Origin of the sequence: Mesorhizobium hunchu, from assembly GCF_040081975.1 — a bacterium.
GTDB classification, from domain to species: Bacteria; Pseudomonadota; Alphaproteobacteria; order Rhizobiales; family Rhizobiaceae; genus Mesorhizobium; species Mesorhizobium hunchu.
On record NZ_JBEBMG010000017.1, the window covers coordinates 25,522 to 49,160 of the forward strand.

General features: G+C 61.2%; 22 protein-coding genes. 11 read left to right on the top strand and 11 right to left on the bottom strand.

What is annotated here, in order from left to right:
* Positions 1-51: 51 nt before the first annotated feature.
* The 4 genes from ABMA46_RS20255 to ABMA46_RS20270 are packed head-to-tail and all read left to right on the top strand — an operon-like array spanning position 52 to position 4,249.
* Positions 52-498, top strand: coding sequence for a tripartite tricarboxylate transporter TctB family protein (locus ABMA46_RS20255; RefSeq protein WP_349001813.1), 447 nt, complete (start codon positions 52-54; stop codon positions 496-498).
* Positions 499-506: 8 nt separating this feature from the next.
* Positions 507-2,036 (top strand): tripartite tricarboxylate transporter permease, encoded by a 1,530-nt coding sequence (locus tag ABMA46_RS20260; RefSeq protein ID WP_349001814.1) that lies wholly within the window; start codon positions 507-509, stop codon positions 2,034-2,036.
* Positions 2,033-2,986 (top strand): Bug family tripartite tricarboxylate transporter substrate binding protein, encoded by a 954-nt coding sequence (locus ABMA46_RS20265; protein ID WP_349001815.1) that lies wholly within the window; start codon positions 2,033-2,035, stop codon positions 2,984-2,986. Before ABMA46_RS20260 ends, ABMA46_RS20265 begins: the two co-directional genes overlap by 4 nt.
* 54 nt (positions 2,987-3,040) lie before the next feature.
* Positions 3,041-4,249 carry a CaiB/BaiF CoA transferase family protein gene (locus ABMA46_RS20270; RefSeq protein ID WP_349001816.1) on the top strand — a complete coding sequence of 403 codons (1,209 nt, stop codon included), beginning with the start codon at positions 3,041-3,043 and terminating at the stop codon, positions 4,247-4,249.
* 25 nt (positions 4,250-4,274) lie between these two features.
* Here the strand turns inward: ABMA46_RS20270 and ABMA46_RS20275 are convergent, their stop codons facing one another.
* From ABMA46_RS20275 to ABMA46_RS20310, 8 genes are all read right to left on the bottom strand, one after another.
* Positions 4,275-5,258 carry a hydroxyacid dehydrogenase gene (locus ABMA46_RS20275; protein ID WP_349001817.1) on the bottom strand — a complete coding sequence of 328 codons (984 nt, stop codon included), beginning with the start codon at positions 5,256-5,258 and terminating at the stop codon, positions 4,275-4,277.
* A gap of 18 nt (positions 5,259-5,276) precedes the next feature.
* Positions 5,277-6,152 (bottom strand): NAD(P)-dependent oxidoreductase, encoded by an 876-nt coding sequence (locus tag ABMA46_RS20280; RefSeq protein ID WP_349001838.1) that lies wholly within the window; start codon positions 6,150-6,152, stop codon positions 5,277-5,279.
* Positions 6,153-6,177: 25 nt separating this feature from the next.
* A complete protein-coding gene (locus ABMA46_RS20285; RefSeq protein ID WP_349001818.1) occupies positions 6,178-7,035 on the bottom strand; it encodes an ABC transporter permease in 858 nt (285 codons plus the stop codon).
* A gap of 4 nt (positions 7,036-7,039) precedes the next feature.
* A complete protein-coding gene (locus tag ABMA46_RS20290; protein WP_425475780.1) occupies positions 7,040-7,990 on the bottom strand; it encodes an ABC transporter permease in 951 nt (316 codons plus the stop codon).
* Positions 7,991-7,994: 4 nt separating this feature from the next.
* Positions 7,995-9,008, bottom strand: coding sequence for an ABC transporter ATP-binding protein (locus ABMA46_RS20295; RefSeq protein ID WP_349001820.1), 1,014 nt, complete (start codon positions 9,006-9,008; stop codon positions 7,995-7,997).
* Positions 9,005-10,039, bottom strand: coding sequence for an ABC transporter ATP-binding protein (locus tag ABMA46_RS20300; protein ID WP_349001821.1), 1,035 nt, complete (start codon positions 10,037-10,039; stop codon positions 9,005-9,007). Before ABMA46_RS20300 ends, ABMA46_RS20295 begins: the two co-directional genes overlap by 4 nt.
* A 4-nt stretch (positions 10,040-10,043) precedes the next feature.
* The gene (locus ABMA46_RS20305) at positions 10,044-11,219 is read right to left on the bottom strand and encodes a mandelate racemase/muconate lactonizing enzyme family protein (protein WP_349001822.1); all 1,176 of its coding nucleotides are present in this window, start codon (positions 11,217-11,219) and stop codon (positions 10,044-10,046) included.
* A gap of 83 nt (positions 11,220-11,302) precedes the next feature.
* The gene (locus ABMA46_RS20310) at positions 11,303-12,901 is read right to left on the bottom strand and encodes an ABC transporter substrate-binding protein (RefSeq protein WP_349001823.1); all 1,599 of its coding nucleotides are present in this window, start codon (positions 12,899-12,901) and stop codon (positions 11,303-11,305) included.
* 173 nt (positions 12,902-13,074) lie between these two features.
* Here ABMA46_RS20310 and ABMA46_RS20315 point away from each other — a divergent pair, with 173 nt between their 5' ends.
* Positions 13,075-13,782, top strand: coding sequence for a GntR family transcriptional regulator (locus ABMA46_RS20315; protein ID WP_349001824.1), 708 nt, complete (start codon positions 13,075-13,077; stop codon positions 13,780-13,782).
* Positions 13,783-13,945: 163 nt separating this feature from the next.
* Here the strand turns inward: ABMA46_RS20315 and ABMA46_RS20320 are convergent, their stop codons facing one another.
* The gene (locus ABMA46_RS20320; protein ID WP_349001825.1) at positions 13,946-14,578 is read right to left on the bottom strand and encodes a helix-turn-helix domain-containing protein; all 633 of its coding nucleotides are present in this window, start codon (positions 14,576-14,578) and stop codon (positions 13,946-13,948) included.
* A 127-nt stretch (positions 14,579-14,705) separates the two neighbouring features.
* Between ABMA46_RS20320 and ABMA46_RS20325 the strand changes: the two genes are divergently transcribed.
* Genes ABMA46_RS20325 through ABMA46_RS20335 form a run of 3 tightly spaced genes read left to right on the top strand, consistent with a single transcriptional unit; the run spans position 14,706 to position 18,551 of the window.
* Positions 14,706-15,839: an NAD(P)/FAD-dependent oxidoreductase gene (locus ABMA46_RS20325; protein WP_349001826.1), complete on the top strand. Its 1,134-nt coding sequence runs from the start codon at positions 14,706-14,708 to the stop codon at positions 15,837-15,839.
* The gene (locus ABMA46_RS20330; protein WP_349001827.1) at positions 15,836-17,431 is read left to right on the top strand and encodes an ABC transporter substrate-binding protein; all 1,596 of its coding nucleotides are present in this window, start codon (positions 15,836-15,838) and stop codon (positions 17,429-17,431) included. Before ABMA46_RS20325 ends, ABMA46_RS20330 begins: the two co-directional genes overlap by 4 nt.
* A 10-nt stretch (positions 17,432-17,441) precedes the next feature.
* On the top strand, positions 17,442-18,551 hold the full coding sequence (locus ABMA46_RS20335; RefSeq protein ID WP_349001828.1) for a serine hydrolase domain-containing protein: 1,110 nt from the start codon (positions 17,442-17,444) through the stop codon (positions 18,549-18,551).
* Positions 18,552-18,733: 182 nt separating this feature from the next.
* On the opposite strand, the gene ABMA46_RS20340 is transcribed toward ABMA46_RS20335, so the two are convergent.
* Both ABMA46_RS20340 and ABMA46_RS20345 read right to left on the bottom strand, forming a co-directional pair.
* A complete protein-coding gene (locus ABMA46_RS20340; protein WP_349001829.1) occupies positions 18,734-19,834 on the bottom strand; it encodes an aminotransferase-like domain-containing protein in 1,101 nt (366 codons plus the stop codon).
* A gap of 63 nt (positions 19,835-19,897) precedes the next feature.
* The gene (locus tag ABMA46_RS20345) at positions 19,898-20,128 is read right to left on the bottom strand and encodes a GntR family transcriptional regulator (RefSeq protein ID WP_349001830.1); all 231 of its coding nucleotides are present in this window, start codon (positions 20,126-20,128) and stop codon (positions 19,898-19,900) included.
* Positions 20,129-20,244: 116 nt separating this feature from the next.
* Between ABMA46_RS20345 and ABMA46_RS20350 the strand changes: the two genes are divergently transcribed.
* From ABMA46_RS20350 to ABMA46_RS20360, 3 genes are read left to right on the top strand one after another with little or no spacing between them, the layout of a single operon-like run.
* On the top strand, positions 20,245-21,570 hold the full coding sequence (locus ABMA46_RS20350) for a hydroxymethylglutaryl-CoA reductase, degradative (protein WP_349001831.1): 1,326 nt from the start codon (positions 20,245-20,247) through the stop codon (positions 21,568-21,570).
* Complete coding sequence (locus ABMA46_RS20355) at positions 21,567-22,580, top strand: ABC transporter permease (RefSeq protein WP_349001832.1); 1,014 nt, start codon at positions 21,567-21,569, stop codon at positions 22,578-22,580. The genes ABMA46_RS20350 and ABMA46_RS20355 overlap by 4 nt, the downstream gene beginning before the upstream one ends.
* Before the next feature lie 32 nt (positions 22,581-22,612).
* Positions 22,613-23,629: a sugar ABC transporter substrate-binding protein gene (locus tag ABMA46_RS20360; protein WP_349001833.1), complete on the top strand. Its 1,017-nt coding sequence runs from the start codon at positions 22,613-22,615 to the stop codon at positions 23,627-23,629.
* The last annotated feature ends 10 nt before the right edge of the window (positions 23,630-23,639 follow it).

Consider the following 23,639-nt stretch of genomic DNA (forward strand, 5'->3'; position numbering starts at 1 on the left):
TGTTGGCTGAGGGAGTGGCGGCCGAACGTAGGGCGGTTGCAGGAGGAGAACATGAGACGCGCCGACGTTATCTCTGGCGTCATCCTGGCCGTTTTCGGCCTGATTACGCTTTTCATCATCATTCCCTGGCAAATCGAACCGGGTCCAGCGGGCTACATGTCGCCTCGGCTGGTGCCTGTCCTCATGATGGTATTGATAACGGGTCTGTCGGTGCTGCTGGCCATTCGTAATCTGGCGTCTGATGCAGCACCGGGTGATGAGCCGCCGCTTTTCACCTGGGCAGAAATGCTCGCCATCGTGAAGATTGCAACGGTGTTTGCCGTCGCCATCGCGCTTTACTTCTGGGTATCTCCCGCCGTTTCGGGGGGTGCGCTCGTCGCAGGCTCTCTCATTGCGCTGGGCGAACGGCGGCCCTGGGTCATCGTGGCGATGCCAGCTGGCTTGCTGATCACAGTCTGGTTGCTCTTCTACAAGGTGCTCGGCACCGCGATCGTCTGAGGCCGGAAATGGATATCATCACCGGCTTCGCTGACGTATTGACGCCCAAAATACTGATGTGGATCGCGATCGGCGTGACGATCGGCTATCTCGTCGGTGCGCTTCCCGGTCTCGGCAAGGCGACCGGCGTTGCGGTCTCGATCCCCTTGACCTTCTACCTGCATCCGGTCGCGGCGCTGGGAATGCTGATCGGAATTGCCAAGGGATCCGCCGCCGGCAGCGCGGTTTCGGCGATATTGATCAATACTCCGGGAGAACCGGCCTCTGCACCCACAGCACTTGATGGCTATCCGCTTGCGCGTCAGGGCAAGGCGCAGAAGGCTCTCAAGATGGGCCTTTACGCCTCCGTGATCGGCGATTTCCTGTCGACGCTCGTCCTGATTTTCCTGGCAGCGCCCCTGGCGAGCTACGCGCTGCTCATTGGTCCCGTTGAACTGTGTGCGATCCTGCTGTTTTCACTAACCTTCATTGGCGGTCTGTCTGGCCGCTCGCTCATTAAAGGACTGATCGCCGCCGCCTTCGGCGTCTTCTTCGCCACCGTCGGGATAGAGCCCGAGACGTTTGTTCCACGACTGACCTTTGGCCTCCTCGAGCTCGACGACGGCATCAAGCTCGTTCCGATGGCGATTGGAATGCTGGCAGTCGCAGAGATGATCGCACAGGCCGGAAATCTGAAGGCACTCGACGCCGAGTTCGAGCAGATCAAGGACGGTACGGCGCATGAAGACCGGGTAATCCTGCGGTCGGAATGGCGGCGCTGCATTCCCGTCATCCTCCGCGGAACATTCATCGGATCGGTTGTCGGGATTTTGCCCGGACTAGGTGCCTCGGTTGGTTCGTTTCTGTCCTACGCGGCAACCCGCAAAGCCTCCAAAACGCCGGAGAAATTCGGCACCGGCATGATCGAGGGCATCGCGGCCGCCGAAAGCGCAGACAACGCGGTCGTGCCGTCATCGCTGGTTCCGCTCTTTGCCCTCGGCATTCCCGGCAGCGTCATCGCCGCAATCCTGATAGCCGCCTTCATTCTTCATGGGCTTACCCCGGGACCTTTGATGTTCAAACAACAGCCACGTCTGGTTGCCGATGTCTACGCGGCCATGCTGTGCGCCAGCCTCATCATGCTGATAATCGGTTCAGTCGGCCAAAGGCTTTTCGCCATGGTCATCCGGGTGCCGCTGCGGCTGATTATTCCCGGCGTGCTGCTGCTGTGCTCCATCGGCGCCTATCTGGAGACCTCCACGGTCTTTTCGATCTGGGTGATGCTGTTCTTTACCGGGCTGGGGCTGCTGTCACGCAAGCTCGACTTCTCCTTCGTCACCTTCCTGATCGGCTTCGTCATTGGACCAAATCTCGAGCTGAGCTTCCGCCAGTCCATTCAGATCCTCAACCACGATCCCGCCAACCTGATCCATCATCCCATCGCCATGGCCTTCGGCTTTCTGACGCTTGGAACGATCTGGTGGGTTGGCCGGGGGCATTCGCCCGTGGTGGCAGCACCGACTTCGGCGACAAGAAATTCAAGGGAGGAAGAAGCATGATCAAGAGACGGACACTGCTGGGCGTCGCTACGGCGCTATCGTTCAGCGCCTTCAGCGGGCCTGTTTTGGCAGATGATTATCCGACCGGTCCGATCACCATGCTTGTCGGCTATGGTGCGGGGGGCCAAACGGACCTGATCGCCCGCGCCACGGCGAACGTGATTTCGAAACAGCTCGGTCAGCCGATCAACGTGATCAACAAGCCGGGCGTCGGCGGCGCCGTGGCGGCGCGTGAGCTGACCCATGCCAACCCGGACGGCTACACAATCCTGTTCAACTCGAACGCATTGATCAATCTGGCGCCCTTCGTGATGAAGAACGCCGACTTCAAGCCGGACGAGTTCGACTACGCTGGCATGATAACAGCTTTCCAGCTCGCCTTGGCCGCACCCAAGGATGCACCGTTCAATAACCTCGCCGAATACGTTGAATGGGCAAAGAAAAATCCAGGATCCAGCTACGCCGCGCTCGCTCCCGAGGCGCGGCTATACATCAACGAAATCATGAAGAAGACGGGCATTCAGGTGAATATCGTGCCCGTGCAGTCGGGCTCGGAGATGATCAATGCACTCCTGGGCGGACAGGTAATGTTGGCTTACTCCGGCGGTATTCACTACCGCTATCCCGATCAGCTCAAGAGCATCGCCGCGACCACGACCTTCCGTCATCCATCGGCTCCGACAGTGCCGACGATCGAAGAGCAGGGATTTCAACTCGGGATGGATACGCGCACGACGCTGATTCTTCCCAAGGGCACGCCGAAAGCCGTGATCGACAAGCTGTCGGCGGCACTGAAAGCCTGCCAGACCGATGCCGATTTCAAGAAGGTCGCGGACGCAGCCGACATCCCGATCCAATATCTCGATGCCGCAGAGGCGACCAAGGAGATGACGGCGAGCACCGCCAAGAACAAGGCAATCATGAAGGCCGCGGGAATCGTCTCGAAGTGACCTTTCTTGGGAAAACCTTCCGGTCTTTTTCTTGCAGCCTATGAAAGGCGATTGATGTTCCAGCCTCTCCAAGGTGTACGCGTCGTTGATCTCAGCCAGGTACTGGCTGGACCGTACGCCACCTATCAACTGGCGCTGATGGGCGCCGAGGTGATCAAGATCGAAAAGCCGGGCGAAGGCGACTGGACCCGCACCGGTGGGCTTGTGCAGGAATTGTCGGATCGCCGCATGGGGCTGGGTTTCCTGACACAGAATGCGGCCAAGAAATCGGTCACGATCGATCTCAAGACGCCAGAGGGGCTTGAAACGGCAAAAAAGCTCGTGGCGACGGCAGACATCTTCATCGAGAACTTCAAACCCGGCGTTGCCGAAAAGCTGGGCCTTGGTTACGACGTCGTTCGCCAGATCAAGAACGACATCGTCTATTGCTCGATCTCAGCCTATGGCCAAAGCGGTCCGCTAAGTCGACGTCCGGCCTACGATCATATCATCCAGGGCATGTGCGGCATCATGCTGACCACCGGCAAACCAGGTGACGGTCCAACCAAGGTCGGAGCGCCCTATGTCGATTTCGCGACAGGTATGAATGCGGCGATGGCGATGATCGCCGGATTGATGGAGGTCAAGCGCACCGGCGCCGCGGTCCGTCTCGATGTAGCCATGCTGGACACCGCACTCATGCTGATGGCCTCGCTTATGACCCAGCACAGGACGGCGAACTGGAAGCCCGCACAGAACGGCAACGAAGCCTGGAGCGCCAGCCCGTCGTCAGGAGCATTCGAGACCGCAGATGGCGTTCTGATGCTTGCGGCCAACAACGAGCGGCAGTTCCGGAATTTATGCCTGGCGATCGACCGGTCCGACATTCTTGAAGATGTGCGCTGGCATACGCCTGAAGCACGCAGGCAAAACGGAATTGAATTGCGTGAAACGCTCAACCGGACTTTTCTCGCCCGCGCTGCCGAAGAATGGGAAGAAATCCTGGAGGCCGTTGATGTTCCGGCTGCAAGAATCCGGGGGCTTGAGGAGATACTTGCCGACCCTCATGTCACTGTTCGAAAATTGCTGTGCGAGTTACGTCTGGACGGTCACGACGGACCAATCCACGTGCCTTCTCTCAGCTTCACCGCGAACGGGCAACCAATCACGCCCCTTTCGCCGCCTCCAACTCTTGGCAGCGACACCGAAAGCGTCCTGCGAGACTTAAAGATCGATAGCAGTGGGGGAGACCGACTGAGCCAGGTCTGTTCGGACGCACTCTGATCAAGAAGGGCTGGTCGCGCAAACCTTATCTTCGGGACCGAAGTCTTTCCAAATACCTCTGCCAAATGATCGGGTTAACGAGGGAACCAGGTAGCTCACCCTTCAGCAGTGTCATCATCGCGTCAGCCGACTGCATACTCATACGCAGAGCACTCTCGGTCGTCCCGCCTGCTATATGGGGAGTCAGAAACAGATTGGGGACCTTCAAAAGTGAACTATCGGCCTGCAAGGGCTCCGGCTCGAAAACATCGATCGCGGCTGCAGACGGTTTACCCTTTTCCAAACCCTCCAGGAGCGCTGCTTCGTCGATGAGGTCGCCGCGCGCCGCGTTGATCAGCACCGCGTCGGGCCTCATCACCGCAAGCAGCCGCTTCCCGACCATCCCGCGCGTCGCGGGCGTCGACGGCATATGCAACGTGATGACATCAGACCGAGCGAACAGATCCTTAAGCGCGACCCGCTCGATGCCGCCCTCCTCCGTGGGCTCCGTTATATCGTAGCCCAGCACCGTCATATTGAAAGCCGCGCGCATCGCCTGCCCTACGGCCCGTCCTATCCGCCCACAGCCGACGATGCCGAGCGTCTTGCCCGCCAATTCGAAGCCACCGTAATCCGCGCGCGAAGCCCATCCTTCCCCACGAAACCTTTGGTCGGTCACAGCCAACCTTCTTGCCAACAGCAGCGCCGAGCCAACGACGTATTCGACAACGGCCTGCTTGTTCGCTTCCAGCAGATTGGCTACCGCGATGCCCTTTTGCGTCGCGTTCTCCACCGGGATGAAATCCAGGCCCACACCATGGCGAACGCAGGCCAACAGGCGTGGTGCGGCATCGAAGATGTCATCCCGCAACTTGGTCCGGACAATGATTCCATCAGCGTCCGCGATCCAACGCTTCAGCGTACCGGGGCTGCTGTCTGGCACAGGCTCATAGTCATATGACTGGCGCAAGAGTGCCTCGGCATCCGGATGCAGCGGATTGGTGGCGATGACACGAAATTGGCGGCTCATCGATGCTCTCCGCAAGGCTCAGGCGGTTTTCAATCGGGTGATAAGACTTGACGTGTCCCAGCGCGCGCCGCCGGCCTTTTCCACGTCGGAGTAGAACTGATCGACCAGCGCAGTCACGGGCAGCGAGGCACCGTTGCGTTTCGCTTCGGACAGGCAAATGCCGAGATCCTTGCGCATCAGTTGCACGGCGAATCCGAAATCGAACTCGCCGCTGTTCATTGTCTTGCCACGGTTCTGCATCTGCCAGGATCCGGCCGCTCCCTGGGAAACGACGTCAAGCATCGCCTCCACATCCAGCCCGGCGGATTGGCTGAAATGAATCCCCTCCGACAACGCCTGCACCAGTCCGGCAATGCAGATCTGATTGGCCATCTTGGTCAGCTGGCCGGCACCGGACGGACCCATCAGGCGACAAGCGCGCGCAAAGGCGGCGATAGCCGGTTCGCCTCGTGCGTAGTCCTTTTCCTCGCCGCCGCACATGACCGTCAACTTTCCGTCGCGCGCGCCCGCCTCGCCACCCGAGACCGGAGCGTCGATGAAGCCGATATCCAGGGCCCTTGCCTTGCCATGGAGATCGCGTGCGATTTCGGCGGAAGCGGTCGTATGGTCAACGAACAGCGTGCCCGGAGCCATTCCATGGAAGGCGCCCTCCTTGCCCGTCGTGACCTCGGCGAGATCGGCGTCGTTGCCGACGCAGGACATGACGATATCCTGACCTTCGGCCAGGGCGCGCGGCGTGGCCGCCGCCTTTCCCCGGTTTGCGCCGACCCAGGCCTCCGCCTTGGCGCTCGTGCGGTTGTAGACCGTCACCTCATGCCCGGCGGTGACCAGATGGCGCGCCATGTGGGCGCCCATGACGCCGAGCCCGATGAAACCGATTTTCATCTTTTCTATCCTTTTTTGAACTGCAATTTGAACGTCAACCGCGTCCGAGGCGGGTCGGATCAAGGCGGGATCGCAACGATTCGCCCAGGCCGTTGTAGGCCAGCGCCGTCAGCAGGATCGCGAGGCCGGGCACGTACATCTGCGCCGGGGCGATCTCCATGTAGGTATAGCCGCGGGCCAGCATCTGTCCCCAGCTCGGCCAAGGCGGCTGCACGCCAAGCCCCAGGAAACTGAGGCTCGCTTCGGCGAGCAAGGCGCCGGCCAACATCAGTGTCACCTGAACGATGATCGGCTGGATAGCATTCGGCACGATATGACGCAGGATGATGGACCAGACCGGCATGCCGAAACTGTGAGCCGCTTCGACATAGAGTTCGTTCTTCACGACGATGGTCTGGATACGGATCAAGCGGGCAATGTTGGGCGCGAAGACGATGCCGACCGCGATCATCGCATTGGTCAGGCCGATGCCCAGCGCACCTGTGACGGCAACCGCCAGCACAATTCCCGGAAAGGAAAGCAGCGTGTCGATCATGCGGCTGACCACCGCGTCGAACCAACCGCCGCAGTACCCGGCCAGCATTCCAAAAGGCAGACCGATCACCAGGCCGACGCCGACGGCGAGGAAACTGGCGTAGAGGCTCATGGGCGTGCCGTAGACGACGCGGGCGAAGACATCGCGCCCCAGATCGTCCGTGCCGAGCCAGTGATCGGCCCCGGGCGGAGCCAGGAAATCCATCGTCTGCTCGATGGGCGAATAGTGCGTGATCAAAGGTGCCGCAGCCGACAGCAGAACCAGCAGCACGAGATACCCGAAGCACAACGCGGCGCGCAGATCGCTCCTGATCCAGGACAGGAAGGAGGAAGCCGGTCTGTCGAAGGTGGATGTCATGAAATCAGTCCTTCTTCACCCGCGGATCCAGCACGGTGTAGAGGAGGTCGATGATCAGGTTCATTGCGATCACGATCATGACCAGGACGAAAACCGCCCCTTGGACAATCGGGAAGTCCTTGTTGATGGCTGCATTGACGATCATCGAGCCGGCGCCGGGAATGGCGAACACCGCCTCGGTCGCCACAGTCGCTCCCAGCGTATGGTTGAAGACAAGGCCCACCACGGTCAGCAGCGTCAGCGAAGCGTTGCGCAGCCCGTGCTTCCACAGGATCAGCGCCGGCGACAGGCCCTTGGCGCGAAGTGTGCGGACATACTGGGATTGCAGGACCTCGATAAGGGAGCTGCGCAGTTGCCGGGTGATCTCGGCGATGCCTCCGGTTGCCAAAGTCGCCGCCGGCAGCACCGCGTGCTGCAATGCGCCCCAGAAATCTGTCGTCAACGGCCGGGCGCCCGTCGTCGGAAACCAGCCGAAACCCACGGCGAAAATACTGACGAGAATCATGCCGAGCCAGAAGTTGGGGACGGCGACGCCGAGCGAAGCGATCCCCGTCACGACCCGATCCAGCATGGAATTGGCGCGCGTTGCCGCCAGGATGCCCAGCGGAACGCCGACCAGTATCGCGATAACGAGAGCCAGAACCGCGATCAGCAAGGTCGATGGCAGCTGGCGCATGACTTCATCGAGTACAGGAAGACCTGTCAGAAGCGAATTCGAAAGGTCGCCATGAACGGCGTTCCAGAGCCAGGTGCCGTATTGCTCCCAGGCAGGCCGGTCGAGCCCGAGGGATTGGCGGATGGCTTCGATATTTTCGGCGGTCGCGTATTCTCCAGCGATCGTCGCCGCCGGATCGCCCGGCACGAGCTGGACAAGCCCGAAAATTGCGAGCGTGGCCATGAAGATCACCGGGATCACCTGCATGGCACGCCAGAAGAGAAAGCGGAGCACCGGCATCGGATCACACGGCCCTTGGCGACTGACCGTCGCGAAACGTCTCGGCATAGTGGCAGGCGGCATGGTGCCTCGGCGCGATTTCGCGCAGCGCCGGCATTTCCGCGGCGCAGCGCGTCGTGGCATAGCGGCAGCGCGTGCGGAACCGGCAGCCGGACGGCGGTTCCATCGGGCTCGGCAATTCGCCTTCGAGGATGATGCGCCGGTCGGGCCGCAGATGTGAGGGCAACGCGACCGGTTCGGCCGAGAGCAGGGCTTCCGTATAGGGATGCCGATAGTTTTGCGACAGCTGCTCGGCAGGCGCGATCTCGATGATCTGCCCGAGATACATCACCGCTATAGTGTCGCTGATGTGCTCAACCACCCCGATATTGTGCGTGATGAACAGGTAGGTCAGCCCGAACTCGTGCTGCAGGTCGGCGAGAAGGTTTAGGATTTCGGCTTGGATGGACACGTCGAGCGCCGCGACGGCCTCGTCGCAGACAATGAGCGAAGGCCGAAGCGTCAGAACCCGGGCTATGCAGGCACGCTGCTTCTGCCCGCCCGACAACTGGTGCGGATAGAGCTTCGCAAAGCCAGGACCTAGCCCTGCGCGTTCCATCATTTCAAGCGCGAGGGCATCGCGTTCCGCCACAGAACCTTCGCCCACGGCATCGAGCGGCTCACGTACGGACTTGATGATCGTCATGCGAGGGTCGAGCGCGGCGGCCGGATCCTGGAAGATGATCTGATATTGCCGCCGATGGCGCCGCAAGTCGGCGGGTCGCATCGAATAGGGATCCTGCCCTTCATGCGATATGTTGCCTTCGGCAGGTTTCTGAAGACAGACGACGGCGCGTCCGAGCGTCGATTTTCCAGACCCCGATTCACCGATGAGACCGAACGTCTCTCCTCTACGAACCGACAGCGTTACACTGTCGACTGCCGTCAACGTCCTGGTCCGGCCGATGGGGAACCGGACTGTGACGTTCTCCACTGTCACGATCGGCATATCCGTCGAGCAGGCCCTGTTCTCCTTCATGTGTCTACACCGGGCAAATCGAGTTCCGCGCTGCGGCGGCAGCGTGCCAGCCGGCCGTCGGGAAGCGGCAACAGGACCTGTCGCCTTGAGCATTCCGGCTGAGCATGGGTGCAACGTTCCTCGAACCGGCATCCGTCGGAAAAGTCGCCGGGTCGAGGCACTCGGCCGGAAATGGAATTCAGCCGGCCCTTGCGCTGTGTGAATGACGGCAACGAGCGCAACAGACCGGACGTATAAGGATGGCGTGGGCGCACAAGCACGTCGTCGGCCGCGCCGTTTTCCACCACCTCTCCCGCATACATGGTGACGATGCGACTGCAGGTCTGCGACACAAGGCCGAGATCGTGGCTGATGAACAGGATCGCCATGCCTGATCGCGCGCTGATCTCGGCGAGAACATCCATGATCTGCGCCTGGACCGTGACATCGAGCGCGGTCGTGGGCTCGTCGGCGATCAGCAGCGAAGGCTCGCAGCTTATCGCCATGGCGATCATAGCCCTCTGACGCATGCCGCCAGACAGTTCATGTGGATAGGCATTATAGCGCGTCGCAGGTTCGGGAATTCCGACTTTGTCCAAGGCGTCGATGGCCCGCTTGCGCGCCTCGGCCCGGCCGATATCGAAGTGGGTACGCAGCGTTTCGCCGATCTGCTCGCCGATGGTGAAAACGGGGTCGAGCGCACTCATCGGTTCCTGGAAGATCATGCCGATCCGGCGCCCACGCCGCTTGCGCCACTGGCTCTCGCGCAGCGACAGCAGGTCTTCGCCATCGAGGAGGATTTGTCCTTCGAAGCGACTGGAGCGGAACGGCAGGAGCCCCACCAGAGCGAGACCGGTGACGGTCTTGCCGCATCCGCTTTCGCCAACGAGCCCAACGCACTCGCCTTGAGCCACCCTGAAAGAGACGTCGCGCACGACCGAGACCGTAGCGTCGGGCGTGGCGAAGGAAATGCCCAGTCCACGCACGTCGAGTAATGTGCCGGCAACGGGCGTGGCCGGTCCCTTCGTCACGCTTTGGTGCTGCGTCGTCATCGGCCTACCAAGTCACCGGGTGCCGAGCAACGGCCTTCTCGTCAACGTCGGTTCCCCAGCCGGGACGGGAGGGCACGACCAATTGCCCCGCTTCGATCACCGGCTGATGAGTGACGAACTCTCCCTTCCAGGGCACGTCATCGATATCCATCTCCATTATGCGGAAGTTGGGGATCATGGCGGCGAAATGCGCGCTGATGTGGTCGGCAAGGTGACCGTAGAAATTATGAGGCGCGACGTTCACGTCGTGCGCGTCCGCCAGGGCAGCGATCTTCAGACCTTCCAGCACGCCGTTCCACAACACGTCAACGATGGCCACGTCCATGGCGCAGCTCTCGAAGAACGGGCGGTAGCTGCGGCGCCCGTAGAGGGATTCGCCCGTCGCGATCGGAAACCCCGCCTCGCGCCGCATCAGGGCGACTGCGTCGGGGTCATAGCAATCGAGTTCCAGCCAGGCGAGCCCATGCGGCCGTATCGTCCGGATGAGCTGCAGATAGCCTTCCGGGCGGAAATTGAAATTGGCATCCAGCATGATCTGCACGTCCTGCCCCGCCCCTTTTCTCAAGGCCTTGAGTTGCCTGTCGAGAACCTTGAGGACGTCCGGCTGCGGATTGAGCTCGGGATACCCCGGCGTTGAGCCGAAAGCGGCGCGATAATTGGCCAACCTGCCTTGCTCCAACATCATGACGTTGGTCTTGAGCGCACCGAAACCGCGTCGCGCGACCTCCGCGCCCGCTTCCTCGAGTTGCTCGAACGTCGTCAGCGCCGGCATGTTCAGACTGTCGGCGTAGCGCACTCGGTAAGTCGCGCAATGCGACCAGTAGAGCGGCAGCCTGTCGCGCACCGTGCCGCCGAACAGCGCATGCACCGGCACGCCGAGATCCTTGCCCTTGATGTCAAGCATCGCGTTGACGATGGCCGCCACGGCATGCTGGTTGATGCCGCTCCATGCAGGCACGACGGAAGTGTTCAGGACCGCGGTTATCCATTCGATCCGCCGGGGATCGAGCCCCACTACTTTGTCTCCAAGCGCAAGGATCGTAGCCGAGAGCCCGCGCGTCCCGACATTCTCGCTGAATTCGGACCAGCCGACGATGCCGCAGGCGGTTTCGACCTTCAGGTAGGAAGTGACCCGCCAACCCGACGTAGCGTGAAGGACTTCGAAACGGGCAATCTTCATGAAATACGCTCTATGGGAAATGAGACGTGATCGACACGAATGGCCGGCTGGCACCGATGCGCCAGCCGGTTCGCGAGAAACGCTCAGGCTTTCAGGAACAACCGGTTGAATTTCGGCTTGCCCAAGAGGCTTGGCTCATAGCCGCCGACATTCTTCCCGTGCACCTCGATGCCTGGAACGAAGGCAACCTCGCATGACAGCGCATGCTCCAGCGCCGCACGTTCGGCCCGGGCGAAGGCAGGTTTGCGCTCATCCTGCGTGACCCCAGCCTGCGCGGCCGCGATGGCATCAGCCAAATCCTTCGGCGGCGGTACCTTGCCGGCATTGTTGGCGCCCTGCTCGCCATAAATGAACAGGAAGCACTGGACCGGATCTGGACGGCCCGTCCAGTTCACCATCATGGCGTCGCCCTCACCCTGCACCATGAACCGCTGGAACATGTCCGCATTGGAGCCTGTCGTCAGAACGCAGCGGATTCCCACCTGGCGCAACTGCTCCATGATGACCTCGGCGCGCTGCTGCGAGGATTGGTCGGCGTTGCTGTAGTATTTGAGTTCGAATCCGTCTGGATATCCGGCCTCGGCCAGCAGCGCGCGCGCCTTGCCGCGGTCGAGCTTGTAGAAGCCGTCGAGGGACGAATCGTGGGCCCAGTAGCCGGGTGGCAACATTGTCTGCGCCACGGTTCCGAGCCCCAGAAGAGCTGCCTTATTGAAGGCGTCGCGGTCCACTGCGTAGTTGATGGCCTGCCGCACCCGCTCGTCGTTCAGCGGTGCTTTCGCGTAGTTGAAAACGATATGATAGTTGGCAATCGTTGGAGAGCTGCGCACGACCACCCGATCACCCATGCGATCAGCAACAAGTTTCTGCTGTGGATTGAGGCGATAGACGAAGTCGCTTTCTCCGGCGATGACCGAACGCAGGCCGGTGTTCAGATCGGTTATGATACGGAAGACGATGCCGTCGAGGTATGGGATACCGTCTTCCCAATACCCGTCGAAGCGCTTCATCTCGACCACGTCGCCGTCATTCCAGCGAACGAAGCTGAAGGGGCCGGTGCCTACCGGCGTGCGATCGATGAAACGCTCCGGGGCCTCATTGAAAGCAGTGGGCGAGACCATCATCCCCGGCCGGTCGGCGAGGATCAGCGGCAGCGCCGTATCGGGACGATCCGTGTTGATTGCAACGCGGTGGCTGTCGATCACTTCGACGGATTTGACGGACGCGAGATCGCCTTTTGCCGTCGACCGGGGATGGTTGAGCGCACGATCCAGGTTTGCCTTGACCGCCTCCGCGTCGAAGTCCGTGCCGTCATGGAACTTCACGCCTTCCCGCAGCGTCATGACGAGGCGGGTCGGAGTCTCGAACTTCCATTCAGTCGACAGGCCGGGCCTCGGCTGGAGTGTCGCTGGTTCGAAATCCACCAGCGTGTCGTAAAGGGAATAAAGGATCATGTGATCGGAGCCGGCACCGCTGGTAACCGGATCGAGACTGGACGGATTGAAGGGAGCCGACACGCGAAGCACCCCGCCCTTGGCCGGCGTTTCCTGAGCATGGGCCGGACCTGCCGTCACTCCTGGAACAAGTGCTAGGGCGGTCCCCGCCGCCAACATTTGCAGAAGTTGCCGGCGATGCAACCGCACCGCCGATTCGACAACAATGTCTTCGCCTGACTTCAGCGCCATGTCTTTCCTCCCTGTGTCTCCGCTGGAAGCACCTCCCGCCAACGGAGTCGTCTTGGCATTGAGATCTATATTATATATAATATGGAAAACGATGCAACCGGCCTTTTACGCAGGGACGCACAATGTTGTATCGTTGGTTGGTCGGGACGCGTTGTGAGAGGCAATCGCCAGTGGTGGCAAATCCCATTTCCGAAACGGTCTCAGAGCGGCTGCTGAACGCAATCAGGCGCGACATTGTTCTGGGCAATCTGGCGCCGGGGGTGCGGCTTAGGGTCGATGAACTGAGTAAGCGCTATGGCATCAGTCATATTCCCGTAAGGGAAGCATTGCTGCACCTGGCCGGCGAACGGCTAGTCGTGCTGGAACCGCACAAAGGTGCCATCCTGCGCCCGGTTACGCCCAAATTCGTGGCGGATATCCACGATACACGCGCCGCCATCGAGGGGCTTTTGGTGCGCCGCGCGACGCAACGTATCACCGATGAAGAATTGAAGACGCTCGACAGGCTTTGTGGCCAACATGAGATTGCAGCGGCAACGGGCGTCGCGGAAGACATGTCCGCAGCGAACAAGGCTTTTCACAGCTTCATAGCTCAGGTGGCCGACAATCCAGAAGCCTCTTATATTCTCGATCAGGGATGGGAACTGGTGATCAGCTTGCGCTACCGATTCGGCCTCAGCCAGGACCGCACCTACGAAATCGTGCGCCAGCATCGAAACATCGTCGAGGCGATCCGCTCCCGCGATCCCGAGCGTGCAATGCTTGCCGTAAAGGAGCATTGCGATTCCGCGAAAGAAGACCTTTTGTCGCGAATGGAAAATGAGCGCCAGTTGCTGACCGTTGACGGTAAAGCGGTACCGGCGCCTGTGTTAGACATCTAAGATCATGCCTGCCAATTTACTGGAATGGCGCTCTCCGCCGCAATACCGGCCGAGCAGTATGTGAGGACCAGCCACGAATGAAGGGGATGACGTCGTTGGCGCGCATCGCTGCCGTCGCCCACTTGCAATTTAAGTGTTCCTGGGGCCGCACAGGTCAAACTATCTAGTCGAGGCTGTCGGCCGCCGGCTCGATCACATTGAGGCTGAGCAGCGTCTGTTCCATTTCCGGTTCTTCGCCGGAACAGACACACAGCATTTCGGCATCCCCCTCGCCCACCGAAAGATAGGCATGGCCCATGGTGGAATCGATATAGACGCTTTCACCCTGCTTCAGCCGTACCGGCGCATACTGGTCGGTATGCAGTTCGATTTCGCCTTTCAGCACGATGAGGAACTCCTCGCCGGCGTGCCGCGTCAGGGGGCCGAATTGATCGAGGCTGCGGGCTCGCGCGAAAGCCCGGATCGGAACCATGCGTTTGCGCACGAGATCGGTGGCCAGATAGTAATAGTCATAATTTCGAGTGAGTTGGCGCAAGGTGTTGGCCGGTTGGGTGACGGAGCGGCGCGTGCGCGGCGAAGGCTCCTTCCCGCTGCCGCTGAGCAGTTCGGTGACGTGGATGCCCAGCCCTTCGCACACCTGCAGCAGCTTGTCGTAGCTCAGCGACATCTGGTCGTTCTCGACCTTCGACAGGGTCGATACGGCGACGCCGGTCAGCGTGCTGACATCCTGCAAGGTCCAGCCATGCTTCCGGCGCAGACTGCGCAGGCAGTCCCCGAGCCTGGGTTGTTCCTGCATGGATTTCCTCCTGATGCGCGCTCTGGACCTACCTAATCCCGCTTATTGGACACATCAACATCGAGCCAAAATTTTATTATACGCTAAATTTATTGACGATACGAATATCTCTTTCTAGCATCGGCGCATGTCGGGATCAGCAAGGATCATCGTGGTCGGCGGCGGCGTGGCGGGTCTCACCGTCGCGCTGGCGCTGCAGGAATGGGCGTCTGTCACGGTGATCGAGCGCGAAAGCCAGCTCGGCTACCACGCCTCAGGCCGGTCGGCGGCGCTGTTTTCGGAGTCCTATGGCAATGCGCTGATACGGGCACTGTCGCTGGCAAGTCGGGAAGCGCTGGCCAGCGGGGGCTATTTCGAGCATCGACGTGGAGCCCTTCATTTCGGTGAAGCCGCAGATGTCGAAAGGGTCGACGCCCTTGCCCGGGAAGCGCAGGCATTGTTGCCGGGCATAAGGCGTCTGACGGCTTCCGAAGTGGCCGAAATGGTCCCTGTGATCGACATCGCTGCGACCTGCGGCGGCGTATACGAGCCGGATGCCATGGACATCGACACCGGCAAGGTGGTGCAAAGCTGCGCATCCGCGTTCCGCGATAGTGACGGCGCTATCCGCCTGAACGAGGAAGTACTGCGCATCGAGCGACACGGCGAGGGCCTGCGTGTCGCCACCACTTCCGGCGCGTATGACGCGGACTTCGTGGTCAACGCGGCCGGCGCCTGGGCCGATACGGTCGCCGAGCGGGCAGGCCTGGCGCGGATCGGCCTTGCACCCAAGCGACGGACCGCCTTCATCTTCGACGCGCCGGGCTACGATACACGTCATTGGCCGCTGGTGGTCGACATCAGGGAACGCTTCTACTTCAAGCCGGACGCCGGGCGGCTCATTGGTTCGCTTGCCGACGAGACGGATTCACCACCCTGCGATGCCTGGCCCGAAGATATCGATGTCGCTACTGCCGTCGACCGCATCGAGCAGGCGACGAAATTGCGTATCGACCGGCCTCATACACCCTGGGCCGGCTTGCGCACCTTCTCGCCCGACCGGTCCCCCGTGGTGGGCACCGATCCGCGCCTGTCCGGCCTGTTCTGGCTGGCGGGCCAGGGTGGCTACGGCTTCCAGGTTTCCTTCGCCCTTGCCCGCATCGCCTCCGCACTGCTGCGAGACAACAAGGTGCCGGACGACATCGCCGCCCTCGGCGTCGCCCGCGCTGCGCTGGCGCCGGACCGTTTCATAGATCCTCAAACAGGAGAGTTTCCGAAATGAAGTCCCTGCAGCTCTTGCGCACTGCCGTGCTTGCGTCGTCTGTCCTCGTGGCCGGGCATGCCACGGCCAAGACGCTTGTCTATTGTTCCGAAGCAAGCCCCGAGACCTTCACACCGATGATCGGCACCGCCGACTCCACCATGGACGCGGCCGCCAAGACGATCTTCAATCGGCTGGTCGAGTTCAAGCCGGGCTCGACCGAGATCGGACCGGCGCTGGCGGAAAGCTGGGACGTCTCGCCCGACGGCAAGACCTATACGTTCCATCTGCGCAAGGGCGTCAAATTCCACTCCAGTGCGCATTTCACGCCCACGCGGGAGTTCAACGCGGACGACGTGCTCTACACGTTCAACCGCCAGCGCGACGAGGACAATCCCTACCACAAGCTCGGCAACGCCTCGTACGAATATTTCAACGCGCTCGGCCTCGGTTCAATGATCGGCAAGATCGAGAAGGTGGACGACTACACCGTGCGCTTCACCCTGACCGCGCCTAACGTGACGTTCCTCTCCGGCATCGCGCTCGACTACATGTCGATCATGTCGCTGGAGCAGACGCAGAAGATGGTCGCCGCCGGCACACCGGAACTGATCGACAGGGAGCCGGTCGGAACCGGGCCTTTCATGCTCCAGGCCTATATGCTGGACAGCCAGATCCGTTACACCGCCAACAAGGACTACTGGGGCGGTGCCCCAAAGATCGACACGCTGGTCTTCGCAATTACGCCGGAACCGACTGTGCGGGTCGAACGCCTCAAGGCCGACGAGTGCCAGGTAGCGGCGCCGCCGCCGCCCTCCGCGGTGGCCGGCCTGAAGGGCGATCCAAACATCGACGTGCTCCAGCTCAAGGGACAGAACATCGGCGTGCTGGGCTTCAATGTCGAGCACAAGCCGCTCGACGACGTCAGGGTGCGTATGGCGCTTTCCAAGGCGGTCAACCGGCAGGCGATCGTCGACGCGGTCTATGAAGGCGCCGGCACGGTGGCCGGCAGCGTGGTGCCGCCCGCGCAACTCGGCGCGGTCAAGGATGCCGCCGTCGAGTACGATCCGGAAGGCGCAAAGAAGCTGCTGGCCGAGGCCGGCCATGCCGACGATCTCAAGCTCACGCTATGGGCGATGCCGGTGTCGCGCCCCTACAACCCCAATGCGCGCCGCATGGCGGAACTGATCCAGGCGGATTGGGCGGCTGTCGGCGTGAAGTCCGAGATCGTCACCTACGAATGGGGCGAATACCTGAAGCGTACGGCGGCCGGCGAACACGACACCTTCCTGCTCGGCGGCAGCAGCGACAATGGCGATCCCGACAACATGCTGAGCTACATGCTGACCTGCGAAGGCATCGCCGGCGGATCCAACCGCTCGCGCTGGTGCGACAGGGATTTCGACAAGCTGCTCATGCAAGGCCGCGAAACCGCTGATGCCACTGAGCGCGCGGACATCTACCGCAAGGCTCAGGACATCTTGAAGGAGCAGGTGCCGCTGGAGCCGATCGCCCATTCCGTCGTCTCGATCCCGGTGCGCAAGAGCGTGCTGAACTACGTTCTCGACCCGTTCGGCCGGCAGAACTTCGCCCATGTCGACATTGCCGAATAGGACAGGCCGGATGACCCGCAAGGCAGACGAAATCCGCGGCCTGCTGGCCGACTATATCGAGCGGGGCGCGGTGGGCGCTTCACTGGCCTTCTCTGACGCAACCGCTCCGGTGGAGACCGCAACGGCCGGCGTGGCGGACCGTCGCGACGGCATGCCGGTCACGCCCGACAGGCTTTTCAAGATCGGCAGCTGCACCAAGACCTTCGTCGCCGCCGCCCTGGTGCGGCTGGCAGAGGACGGCAAGATCGATCTGGGCGCGCCCATTGCCGGCTGGTTCCCCGACCTGCCGGGTGGAGACAAGATCTCCATCCGGCAACTGGTCAACCACCGCAGCGGCCTGCCGGAATTCGAATACGACATCCCGATGGATCCCGGCCGGGTGTGGAAGCCGTGGGACCTGGTCGACATCGCCTTCAAGGCGGGTGGGCAGAAAGCACCGGGCGGCACCGCCGTCTACAACAACACCGGCTACGTCCTGGCTGGTCTGCTGATCGAGAAGGTCACTGGCCTGCCCCTCGGCGCTTATGTGCGGCAGGTGGTGCTCGAGCCGCTCGGTCTGCGCGATACCTGGTCGCCCGCCAGCGAGTCGTTTCCCGCCGAACGGCTGGTGCGCGGCTATTATCACCGTCCCCCTCCCCCGGAAAATGCTTCCACCGCGCTGGCGGCAGGTGGCGAGATGTGGCGCATGGAAGGGGTCTTGCCCTATTCGGAAGAACTGCAGGATTCCTCCGACACCTTCCCCTATTCAGGTGCCTACGGTTGCGGCGACATGATCGCCACGCCCGCCGATCTCGTCGGCTTCATGCGCGGCCTGTTCGCAGGCAAGGTCATTGCGCCAAAATGGTTTGACGAGATGTTCGGCTCGCGCGCAACCGTCTCCTTCCCCGGCACGCGCATGCGCGAGACTGGTGCCGGCCTGTTCCTCAGCAGCTACGGCGACCGCGCCTTTTACGGCCACCAGGGCAGCATCCCGGGCTATGTCTGCGTCATGCAACATGATCCGGACAGCGGTCTGACGATCGCCATGGCGAGCAATGTAGGATCGGGAAACCGCCTCTCCTTCCAGGCAAGCGGCCTTCACGAGGTCGTCGACAGTGTGGTCGAGGATATATTGAATTGACGAAGTTCTTCGCGCCAACCGTGTGCTGTTGTCGCCGCTAAGGTCGACGTCCACATTTTGAGGGCGAATTCCCGCCACGCACGGTGCCGAAGGCGGGTCTGTGCGCAACTGGGGCTACATTCTGTACGGCAATGCGCGTGGGCGTCATCGTTCTCGTTCAGGGATGGTTGCGCTTGGTGCCACTACGCCATCTCGCTCAAGACGAAGCTGTAGAATCGATCATCGTCTGCCCGCGAGACGTTCACGCGTATTCCCTTTGCCAGACGGCTCGATTTGTCGATGCAGAACAAACTGCCAGGCGCGATAAACAGTCCCTTCTTGGCAGCGCGCCTTGCCAGTTCGATATCATCCACGGCCGGCGGCAATTGCATGTAGAGATAGTAGCCCTCCGTACGATCAGAAAAGATCGGCATTCCAGCCTTTGTCAGATTGCCCCTCACGCGCGCCGCCGCGGTCTGAATGCGGCGACCAAGGCGCTTGAGGTGCTGGTCATAATGCCCGTCGCCAATCACCCGGTGGATCAAAGATTCGATATGGCCGGAGCTGTTGACCGTGGTCAGCATCTTCAGCTCAGCCAGTGCCGCGATCCGATCCGGCCGTGCAGCGATAAACCCGGAGCGAAGGCTCGCCGACAGTGTCTTGGAGTAGGTGCCCACGAAGATGACGTTCTCCAGTTGGTCGAGGCGGGCGAGACGGCAGTCTTCGCCGACAATCGGGAGGTCGGCGAAAGGATCGTCTTCCACGACGATCACCCGGTTTCGGGCGGCGATGTTGAGAATGGCATGCGCAAACGGCAGGGTGGTCGAGCCGCCGGTCGGGTTGTGTCCGATCGACTGGGTAAAAAAAAGCCCTCCCCGCAGCGCGTCGGTTTTCGCCGTAAAATCCTCCACGCTCGGTCCATCTGGCGTGCGCCGGATTCCCACCACGTTGGCACGCGCAAGCTTGAGCTTGGCAAACAGCGGATAATAGCCCGGATCGTCGACGAAGACTGTGTCACCCGGCGAGACCAATGCGCGGATGATAAGGTCAAGGGCGTGATTGGCCCCGAACGTCAGTAAGAGACTGTCGGGACCGGCCTCGATCATCTGCGAGACGAGGCGCCGTGCCAGCAGTTGGCGCAATGGAAGATGTCCCATTGCAGACCCGTACGCATCGGAGTCGGCCGACAATGTGCGTGCGTGAATGCCGAGATAGCGCTTGATCTCCGATCCTTCGGTCCACGATGCCGGAGGACGGCCATCGCCGACGCGAACTTCGAAATCCTGCTCCAGCTGTGCGCTCAAAAGCGACGCGATGTCGACCGCTTCCGTGACGTGGCGGGGGCGCCGGCGCTCGCCGCTTAAAGCTTAGACGGTAAAACCGGATCCCGGGCGCGCCGATGCATGCCCGCTGGAGACCAACCGCGCATAGGCATCGACAATCGTGTTCTTCGACATCCCGAACTGTAATGCCGCGCGCCGTATCGAGGGCAACTTCGACCCGGCGGGCAGGATGCCCTGCTCGATATCGCGCTGTAGCCGATCGGTGACCGCCTCCACGAGGGTCTCCCCCTTTTTCGGGGAAATCAATTCGGCCATGCCTGCTCCTCTAAGAGGTACAATTTCTTCGATTTTTCAAAAACTGTACCTTTTACAAGGGTACGAAATCTGTCTGATTGTGTGCAAGAGGAAGTTTGCGTCCTGGGAGGAAATGCTTGGTCGACTTGGCATCGGGTGGGACCCGTTCCGCCGTCAACTCGCGTTTGGAAAACATTCGCAACCTGACGCCCGCCGACAGGCTTGGCCGGGTGGCCGACGCCGTGTCGTTGAGCGCGCAGGAGCGCGCCGCCTTGAGCGGCGGCGGTCTGCCAATTCCACTGGCAAATGGCATGATCGAAAATGTCGTCGGCACGTTCGAATTGCCAATCGGCGTGGCAACCAATTTCACCGTCAATGGTCGCGACTACCTGATCCCCATGGCGGTCGAAGAGCCTTCCGTTGTCGCGGCTGCATCCTATATGGCGCGCATTGCGCGCGACTGTGGCGGGTTTAAAACGTCGAGCACCGGGCCCATTATGCGGGCACAGGTGCAGATTATCGACGTGCGCGATCTGCACGGGGCACGTGCCAGATTGCTGCGCGAACGCGAGGCGATCATCGCAGCCGCGAACGCCAAGGACAAATTGCTGGTCTCGCTCGGCGGCGGCTGCCAGGACATCGAAGTCCATATCTTCGAGCAGACGCCTGCCGGTCCCATGCTTGCGCTGCACCTTTTGGTTGATGTGCGCGACGCAATGGGAGCAAACACCGTCAATACCATGGCCGAAGCGGTCGCGCCGATGATCGAGCAGATTGCGGGTGGCGCCGTTCGGCTGCGCATTCTGTCGAACTTCGCCGATCTGCGTCTGGCGCGCGCCATGGTGTCGGTAACACCCGAGGCGCTCGCGAACAGCGCCTATTCGGGTGAGCGCATCGCGCGTGGCATTGTCGAAGCCTGCGCCTTCGCGATTGTCGACCCCTATCGCGCCGCCACCCACAACAAAGGTATCATGAACGGCATCGATCCCATCGTGGTCGCTACCGGCAATGACTGGCGCGCCATAGAGGCCGGGGCCCATGTGTGGGCTGCGCGGTCCGGCCGATATACGTCGCTCTCCAACTGGGAGATCGGCGAGAACGGGGCCTTGGTAGGGACACTGGAAATGCCGATGGCGCTTGGTCTCGTCGGCGGCGCCACCAAGACGCATCCGGCCGCCCGTGCGGCACTGAAGGTTCTTGGCGTTCAAACCGCTCAGGAACTCGCAGAGGTGACCGTAGCGGTCGGTCTGGCACAAAACATGGCCGCCCTTCGCGCATTGGCGACGGAAGGGATCCAGAAAGGTCATATGGCGCTGCACGCGCGCAATATCGCGATTGTTGCCGGCGCCAGCGGCGAGGAGATCGACCAGATTGCTGGCGAACTCGCGCGCACGCACGATGTTCGCGTCGATCGCGCAAGGGAACTGCTTGAAACCATGCGTAACGGGGCATCCGGAGAATGAGCAGCGCGGCTGGCAGGGAAGCGGGTTCAAAGGCGTGGGTGGAGCGGCTTTTGCGAAGCCAGGAAGGCATTGTCTTCCTGCTGGCCTTGGTTGCATTCGTGGTGTTTTCGGTTCTGCTTCCAAGCTTTCTCAGCGCCGGTAATCTCCTGGTGCTGGTGCGAAGCGTCTCAATCCTCGGCATTCTCGCGCTCGGCATGGCACTGGTTGTGATCGCACGCGGCATCGATGTCTCGATGATCGCGGTGATGGTGGTTTCGGTCTCATGGGCGTTCGTTATCACCCGCGCGGGTTATCCGTTCGAAATCGCATTGTTGATCGGTGCCGGATTTGCACTGCTGGCTGGGGTAGGCATCGGTACGCTGATTGCGTTTGGTGATGTTCCGCCCATCTTTGCGACCTTGGCGGCTGGATCCGTCATCTATGGAACCGGCCGCACATTCTTCTTTACACTGGAGATGCAAAACGTGCCGCCTGACACCGACTGGTTCCGGCTAATCGGACAGGGCAGTCTCTTCGGCATCCCCATCACAATCATCGCCTTCGCTGTCTTGTGCATCGTGATGCAACTGGTGTTGAGCCGCACCCGTTTCGGTTGGACCACCTACGCCATGGGCAACAACCCCAACACAGCCCGCGTGACCGGCCTGCCGACGCGGCTCATGGTCGTCGCGCAATATGCAATCAGCGCCTTTATCGCCTATCTCGCCGGCCTGATCCTTGCCTCCTCGGCCGCCGCCATCAATGCCCGCTTGTTCAATTCGACCATGATCTACGACATTTTGCTGGTCGTGGTACTGGGCGGGATCGGCCTCAACGGCGGCCATGGCAGCGTGCGCAATGTCGTTCTTGGTACCGTCTTCGTCGGCATCCTGCTCAACGGCATGACCATCTTGAACATCGATTACACGATCCAGAACCTCGTCAAAGGCGTGGTGCTGTTGCTGGCCATCGTCGTCGATTCCCTGGTCAACCCTCGCGACGAGCAAACCTCGCAGCAGGGTGATCTGTAGGAAAGACCGCTTCATTCATCTGGGAGGAAACCATGAAGATCAAAATACTCGTTCAGGCATTGGCCGCCGCGGTCGCGATCGCAGTTGGGCTTTCGGTTGCGCACGCGCAGGACAAGGGTCTGGAAAACCCGCGCAGCACCACCTTCCACACGGCGCTGAAAGACAAGAAGGTTGTCTTCGTGCCGCTCTCGATGGGCTTCGACCTGACCGAGGGTTGGGCTGCGCAGATGAAGAAGCAGGCTGCGCGACTTGGCTACTCGTTCGAGATCAGGGATCCGGCGTGGAGCACGGACGCGGGCACCAAGGCGATCCAGTCGCTGATTTCGGAAAAGCCGGATCTGATGGTTGTCCACAATCCTGACATCCAGTCCTATGCCCGCTTGCTCAAACAGGCTCAGGCCGCCGGCATCAAGGTCATTCAGATCAATCTGGAATCGAACACGACGACCGACTCCTATGTCGGCGCCGATTGGACCGAAATCGGCGAGAAGGCCGCCGAAGCGATCGTCGACAAGTGCGATGCCGGCAAGGGCATTTCGACCAAGGTCGCAATCGATACCGGCGTCCCCACCGCCGCCTCCGACGTGTTCCAGCTGGACGGCATCTACAAGGTTCTGGACGCTCATCCTGCTATCCAGGTCGTGTCGCAGCAGGCGACCGAATACAATCCCGAGAAGGCACGCTCGATCATGGCGACCGTGCTGCAGCAGCACGGCGATCTGTGCGGCGCGATCGGAATCTGGGACAATCAGGATACCGGCACCGCATCTGCCATTAAGGAAGCCGGCAAGAGCGACCAGGTGTTTCTCGTAACCTCCGGTGGTGGCAACCAGGTCGGCTGCGAGAACGTCAAGAACGGCCTCTTCAACCTCTATATCAGCTACAACGTGCCCCTTCAGGGTGACCTGCTCAACCAGGAGATCGCCCGGCTTCTGATGTCCGACAGCCCCGCCGGCGAAGTCAAGACCATGTACTTCAACCCGCTGACGCTGATCACCAAGGACAATGTGAACCAGCGCAATTGCTGGACGCTGGACGATTTGAAGTAAGGCAGCGCTG